Genomic DNA, 6,502 nt, shown 5'->3' on the forward strand with positions numbered 1-6,502 from the left:
CCGGCGGCGGGGTGCGAATTCGCCGCCGCTGCTACCACGCCGGAGGGCGTGTGCCGCACCCACGGGAGGCTCGGCGCCCGACGGGCCGGGACAGGGGACAATCGCCGCATGAGCAGTGCCGCGGTGGACAGCAGGTACGAACAGCTCGCCGAACGCCTCCCCGCGTCCTTGGACGCGCTGGCCGGACCGGTGAGCGGCACGGTGGAGCTACCGCTGCACCTCGCGTGGTCGGGACTGCGAGCCTTCGACCTCGACCGACCTCGGCTGCGGATGGGTCTGTACCGGATCGTCCTCACCGAAGGCATGCGCGAGGACCTCATCCGCTACCTGGACCCGGGTTTGCTGGTGGAGCAGTGGCCGGTCCTGCGGACGCTGGTCGGTCCGGCGGTCCGCAGCGTCTGGGAGTCGGCCTTCGGCGAGCTTGCAACTGCAGCTCAAGCCTGAACGAGTTTGGAGCGCCGCCGCCGGACCGCGATCCGGCGGCGCTCAGTTCTGTGGGCGTCGGCCGTACTCGGCGACCCAGCGCGAGCCGAGCAGCACGATGTCGGCAGTCTCGACCGGGCGGCCGGTGGCCTGGTCGTAGTAGGTGCGCTCGATCGCCATCACGGGCACGGCGGGTGCGACGCCGAGCGCCTGGGCCTCGGAACGGCTGGCCTGACGCGCCGAGACCCGTTCGACCGGCACGCCGACCTCGATCCCGATGAGGGCCATGCGGTCGGCGACGCCGATGCCGGCATGCGGACCGGCCTCGGGCAGGACGATCAGACTTCCACCGGTGATCGCCATGGGCTCCCAACTATCGGCGAGTTGGGCCGGATCGCCGTCAGCCAGGTAGACGTAGCTGGTGTGCATGACCGGGTCGCCGGGCTGGATCTCCAGCCGGGCTGCGATCCGGGCGTCGGCGGCGCGAGGCTGCGACTCGTGCCGCCAGGTGCCGACCACGCCCTGCCGGGCGAGGGTGGCCTCGGTAGGGGAGCCGTCGCCGGGCGCCACGCGCTGGCGCCGCACCAGAACCGCTGGTGACTCCTGGGACTTGACGTAGTAACCAGCGCCCGGGCGGGCGAGCACGAGCCCTTCCTCGATCAGCACGGCGTAGGCCCGCTGGACCACGCCGGTCGAGACGTTGTGCTCGCGCTGAAGCGCACTGATGGACGGCAGTCGATCGCCTGGCTGAAGCCGCCGGGAGCTGATGTGGCCGCGCAGGGCGTCCGCGACGTGCAGGTAAGAGGGTGTGTCGCTCACGCCTCGGCCTCCTCGCTCCGAATGGTGCGTTGTGGCAGACACCGTAACGCTCGTGGAGCTACTCTATCGATACGCTTTCACCATACCGATAGGGGAACGTCGGTGCAGATCAGCATGCGCACGAGCCTGTTCAAGGCGTCTCTCTGTCAGGCGGCCGGGGCTCCCGTGCGAATCGCCAAAGGGAAAGCGGGCCGCGTCCGGCTGTCGACGCCGCGCCGGCCGACACGTCGTCCACGCAGTGGACCGAGGTGCTCGACATCCTCCGGTCGGGCTGCGAGTGGGGCTCGACCGATGCCACGGGCGAGGTCATCGTCTGGGTGGAGCTGGAGGACTTCCACATGATCGACCTAGGGGCCTGGTCGTGACTGCCGCCGCTCGCCGGTCGGACTCGCTCGCCGGCATCGTGATCCGCTTCGACGTTGGCAAAGGCGGACGCTACATCAGCGCCGAATGTCAGCTGGACGCGCACTGGGCCTGCCCTGGCGGGGTCCGCGAGGTGTCCGGGGCCGTCGCTTTGGTGTGCCTGTGCATGGTGGCGGGTTGTGCCTGTGCCTGCCATCTTTCGGGGGGCGGGCAGTGATCCGGGTCGGTCGGCTCCGGCTAGGGCCGACCGACCCGGACTTCCTCACCAGCCGCGCTCGCGCCACTCGTTCAGGTGAGGGCGTTCGGCGCCGAGGGTGGTGTCGTTGCCGTGGCCGGGGTAGACCCAGGCCTCGTCGGGGAGGGCGTCGAAGATCTTCTCCTTGACGTCCCGGAAGAGGGTCCTGAAGGCCTCCGGGTCGCCCCAGGTGTTGCCGACGCCGCCCGGGAAGAGGCAGTCGCCGGTGAAGACGTGGGGGTGGCCCTGGGGGTCGTCGTAGATGAGCACGATCGCGCCCGGGGTGTGGCCGACGAGGTGGCGGACGGTCAGCTCGACGTCGCCGACCCGCAGCTTGGCGCCGTCCGCGAGCAGCAGCTCGGTGGGGACGTCGATGCCCTCGGCGTCGTGCTCGCCGGCGGCGGTGCGGGCTCCGGTGGTGGCGACCACCTCGGCCAGTGCGCCCCAGTGGTCGTGGTGCCGGTGGGTGGTGACGACCGTCTCCAGGTCGTCGCCGACGGTCTCCAGCAGCACCGGGGCGTCGGCGGCCGCGTCGATCAGCAGCTGCTCGTCGGTGGCGCGGCAGCGCAGCAGGTACGCGTTGTTGTCGTACGGGCCGACGGCCACCTTGGTGATGATCAGATGGGCCAGTTCCCGCACGTCCGGCGGCCCGCCGACCTTGACCGCTCCGTGGTACGTCATCCGTCCGCTCCTCGATCGACTGCAGGGTTCAGGATCATCCTCGCGCCGTCAGCCCATGGGGGGAAGCTGGGGGAGCGCGGCGTCGGGGGTGCGGCGCAGGTCCGCGCCGTCGGAGCGGCCGGAGAGCCAGGCGAGCAGGGCGCGGACGGGCCCCCGGACGGTCAGGGCGGGTTCGCCGGTGCCGATCAGGCCGCGGTCCCCGGTGTCCTCGGCGACGAGCTCGACGGCGGGCAGCCCGGTGCCGTGCAGTCGGAGGGCGAGCCGGCGGAACTCGGTGACGGCGAACTCCTCCGGCCAGTCGGCCGGGGTGTAGCCGGCGTCGAGGTCGACCAGGTGGTACTCGAGCTCGCCGAGGCGCTTCCAGGGGAGTTCGCAGGCCGGGAAGACGGCGCCGGAGCGGTGGTGCACCTCGGCCGCCCAGTGCTCGGGGGCCATTGCGGCGGCGGCCGCGGCGAAGCGCTGGTGGGACTCGCGCAGGTCGGCGAGCTGGGCGTCCAGGGGGCGGCCGGCGCCGTCCTCGATGCCCTGGTCGCGGGCCTGCTCGCTGGGGTACTGGGGGATGTCGGTGCCGGTGCGGGCGCCGGTGAGCAGGTTGACCAGGGAGTCGGCGTTGCGGGCGAGGTGGGCCAGCACGTGGCCGCGGGTCCAGCCGGGGAGCGCGGAGGGCTCGGCGACGGCGTCCGGCTTCAGTTCGGAGACGGTGTCCAGCAGGCGCCGGGTGCCGGCCTCGACCAGGTCGAGGTGCTCGGCGGCTAGAGCGGCGGCGGAGTGCGGGTCGGTCATCGAATCTGCCTTCTGTGCGGGGCGGTGCGTTGCCCGGAGCGGGCTCCGCTCGTTGACCAGGTGACGCTATCGCCGAACCCCCGCTCTGAGCAGGGCCTTTTTCGGTCCGAGTACGGACGGTCCGGGTGGCGCTCTCACTCGTTCGGGTGGACTCCGCTGGACGAAGTCGATATTCGAACGTCTGAGCTATAGGCTGGCTGCCGCATCCTGGAAGAAGAACACCTCACACCGCAAGCCCTCTCGCCCCGGAGAAAGGCGCCAGAAGCAGTGGCCGACCGCCTCATCGTCCGCGGTGCTCGCGAGCACAACCTCAAGAACGTCTCGCTCGACCTGCCCCGCGACTCCCTCATCGTCTTCACGGGCCTCTCCGGCTCCGGCAAGTCCTCGCTCGCCTTCGACACGATCTTCGCCGAGGGCCAGCGCCGCTACGTCGAGTCGCTGTCGTCCTACGCACGCCAGTTCCTCGGGCAGATGGACAAGCCCGACGTCGACTTCATCGAAGGCCTCTCCCCGGCCGTCTCGATCGACCAGAAGTCCACCAACCGCAACCCCCGCTCGACCGTCGGCACCATCACCGAGGTCTACGACTACCTGCGCCTGCTGTTCGCCCGGATCGGCAAGCCGCACTGCCCGCACTGCGGGCGCCCGATCGCCAAGCAGTCGCCGCAGGCGATCGTGGACAAGGTGCTGGAGCTCGCCGAGGGCACCCGTTTCCAGGTGCTCAGCCCCGTGGTGCGCGAGCGCAAGGGCGAGTTCGTCGACCTCTTCGCCGACCTCCAGTCCAAGGGCTACTCCCGGGCCCGGGTGGACGGCGAGACGATCCAGCTCGCCGAGCCGCCGAAGCTGAAGAAGCAGGAGAAGCACACCGTCGAGGTGGTCATCGACCGCCTGACCGTCAAGGAGAGCGCCAAGCGGCGGCTCACCGACTCGGTGGAGACGGCCCTGCGGCTGTCCGGCGGCATGGTGGTGCTCGACTTCGTCGACCTCCCGGAGGGCGATCCGGAGCGCGAGCGGATGTACTCCGAGCACCTCTACTGCCCGTACGACGACGTGTCGTTCGAGGAGCTCGAGCCGCGCTCGTTCTCCTTCAACTCGCCGTTCGGCGCCTGCCCGGACTGCTCGGGCCTGGGCAACCGGATGGAGGTCGACCCGGAGCTGGTCGTGCCGGACCCGGAGCGCTCGCTGGACGAGGGCGCGATCCACCCCTGGTCGGCCGGGCACGCCAAGGAGTACTTCCAGCGCCTGATCGACGCGCTCGCCGAGGAGCTCGGCTTCCGCACCGACATCCCCTGGGCCGGGCTGCCCGCCCGCGCCAAGAAGGCGCTGATGTACGGGCACAAGCACCAGGTGCAGGTCCGCTACCGCAACCGCTTCGGCCGCGAGCGCTCCTACAGCACCGGTTTCGAGGGCGCGGTGCCGTTCATCCAGCGCCGGCACACCGAGGCGGAGAGCGACAGCAGCCGCGAGCGCTTCGAGGGCTACATGCGCGAGGTGCCCTGCCCGACGTGCCAGGGGACCAGGCTCAAGCCGGTGGTCCTCGCGGTCACCGTCGAGGGCAGGTCGATCGCCGACGTCTCCTCGATGTCGATCAGCGACTGCGCCGAGTTCCTGGGCGCGATGAAGCTGAACGACCGGGACAAGCAGATCGCCGAGCGGGTCCTCAAGGAGGTCAACGAGCGGCTGCGCTTCCTGGTCGACGTCGGCCTGGACTACCTCTCGCTGGACCGCGCGGCCGGCACCCTGTCCGGCGGCGAGGCCCAGCGCATCCGGCTGGCCACCCAGATCGGCTCCGGCCTGGTCGGCGTGCTGTACGTGCTGGACGAGCCGTCCATCGGCCTGCACCAGCGGGACAACCACCGGCTGATCGAGACGCTGGTGCGGCTGCGCGACATCGGCAACACCCTGATCGTGGTCGAGCACGACGAGGACACCATCAAGACCGCGGACTGGGTGGTGGACATCGGGCCGGGCGCCGGCGAGCACGGCGGCAAGGTGGTGCACTCCGGTTCGCTGAAGCAGCTGCTCGGCAACAAGGAGTCGCTGACCGGGCAGTACCTCTCCGGCAAGCGGTCCATCCCGATCCCGGCCGCCCGGCGCGACCGGGACAAGAAGCGCCAGCTGACCGTCCACGGCGCCCGCGAGCACAACCTCAAGGACGTCACGGTCGGTTTCCCGCTCGGCACCCTGACCGCGATCACCGGTGTCTCCGGCTCCGGCAAGTCGACGCTGGTCAACGACATCCTCTACACCCACCTCGCCCGGGAGCTGAACGGCGCCCGCAGCGTGCCGGGCCGGCACACCCGGATCACCGGCACCGACCTGGTGGACAAGGTGGTCCACGTCGACCAGTCGCCGATCGGCCGCACCCCGCGGTCCAACCCGGCCACCTACACCGGGGTGTTCGACCACGTCCGCCGGCTCTTCGCGGAGACGCAGGAGGCCAAGGTCCGCGGCTACCTGCCCGGCCGGTTCTCCTTCAACGTCAAGGGCGGCCGCTGCGAGAACTGCACCGGCGACGGCACCATCAAGATCGAGATGAACTTCCTGCCGGACGTCTACGTGCCGTGCGAGGTCTGCCACGGCGCCCGGTACAACCGGGAGACGCTGGAGGTCCACTACAAGGGCAAGTCCATCGCCGAGGTGCTGGACATGCCGATCGAGGAGGCCCTGTCCTTCTTCGAGGCCGTCCCGGCGATCGCCCGCCACCTCAGGACGCTCAACGACGTCGGCCTCGGCTACGTCCGGCTCGGGCAGTCCGCGCCGACGCTCTCCGGCGGCGAGGCGCAGCGCGTCAAGCTCGCCTCGGAGCTGCAGAAGCGCTCCACCGGGCGGACGGTCTACGTGCTGGACGAGCCCACCACCGGTCTGCACTTCGAGGACATCAGCAAGCTGATCAAGGTGCTCAGCGGGCTGGTCGACAAGGGGAACACCGTGATCGTCATCGAGCACAACCTCGATGTGATCAAGACGGCCGACTGGGTCGTCGACATGGGCCCCGAGGGCGGCTCCGGCGGCGGCACGGTGGTCGCCGAGGGCACCCCGGAGCAGATCGCGGCCGTCGCGGAGAGCCACACCGGCAAGTTCCTGCGGGACATCCTGCCGGGCGACTTCGCGGACGCCCCGGTCGCCGCCCCCGCCAAGAAGGCGCCGCGCAAGCGGGCCGCCGCGAAGAAGTAGTCCGCACCGCGCCCCGCCGCC

General features: G+C 70.7%; 5 protein-coding genes. 2 read left to right on the plus strand and 3 right to left on the minus strand.

What is annotated here, in order from left to right; genetic code table 11:
- Nucleotides 1-108 precede the first annotated feature (108 nt).
- Nucleotides 109-444, plus strand: a complete 336-nt coding sequence (locus tag ABT247_RS30555; protein ID WP_350749032.1) for a transcriptional regulator — start codon at nucleotides 109-111, stop codon at nucleotides 442-444.
- Between the two features lie 42 nt (nucleotides 445-486).
- Here the strand turns inward: ABT247_RS30555 and ABT247_RS30560 are convergent, their stop codons facing one another.
- From ABT247_RS30560 to ABT247_RS30570, 3 genes are all read right to left on the minus strand, one after another.
- A complete protein-coding gene (locus ABT247_RS30560) occupies nucleotides 487-1,242 on the minus strand; it encodes a GntR family transcriptional regulator (RefSeq protein WP_350749034.1) in 756 nt (251 codons plus the stop codon).
- 625 nt (nucleotides 1,243-1,867) lie between these two features.
- A complete protein-coding gene (locus ABT247_RS30565; protein ID WP_350749037.1) occupies nucleotides 1,868-2,521 on the minus strand; it encodes an MBL fold metallo-hydrolase in 654 nt (217 codons plus the stop codon).
- A 48-nt stretch (nucleotides 2,522-2,569) separates the two neighbouring features.
- Complete coding sequence (locus tag ABT247_RS30570) at nucleotides 2,570-3,304, minus strand: maleylpyruvate isomerase family mycothiol-dependent enzyme (protein ID WP_350749040.1); 735 nt, start codon at nucleotides 3,302-3,304, stop codon at nucleotides 2,570-2,572.
- A 267-nt stretch (nucleotides 3,305-3,571) separates the two neighbouring features.
- Between ABT247_RS30570 and uvrA the strand changes: the two genes are divergently transcribed.
- On the plus strand, nucleotides 3,572-6,481 hold the full coding sequence (uvrA, locus tag ABT247_RS30575) for an excinuclease ABC subunit UvrA (protein WP_350749043.1): 2,910 nt from the start codon (nucleotides 3,572-3,574) through the stop codon (nucleotides 6,479-6,481).
- Nucleotides 6,482-6,502 lie beyond the last annotated feature (21 nt).

It is taken from the genome of Kitasatospora sp. NPDC001539 (assembly GCF_040298565.1).
Lineage (GTDB): Bacteria > Actinomycetota > Actinomycetes > Streptomycetales > Streptomycetaceae > Kitasatospora.

Coding starts and splice junctions, on each gene's coding strand:
- ABT247_RS30555 (WP_350749032.1), top strand. CDS start 109: ATGAGCAGTGCCGCGGTGGACAGCAGGTACGAACAGCTCGCCGAACGC.
- ABT247_RS30565 (WP_350749037.1), bottom strand. CDS start 2,521: ATGACGTACCACGGAGCGGTCAAGGTCGGCGGGCCGCCGGACGTGCGG.
- ABT247_RS30570 (WP_350749040.1), bottom strand. CDS start 3,304: ATGACCGACCCGCACTCCGCCGCCGCTCTAGCCGCCGAGCACCTCGAC.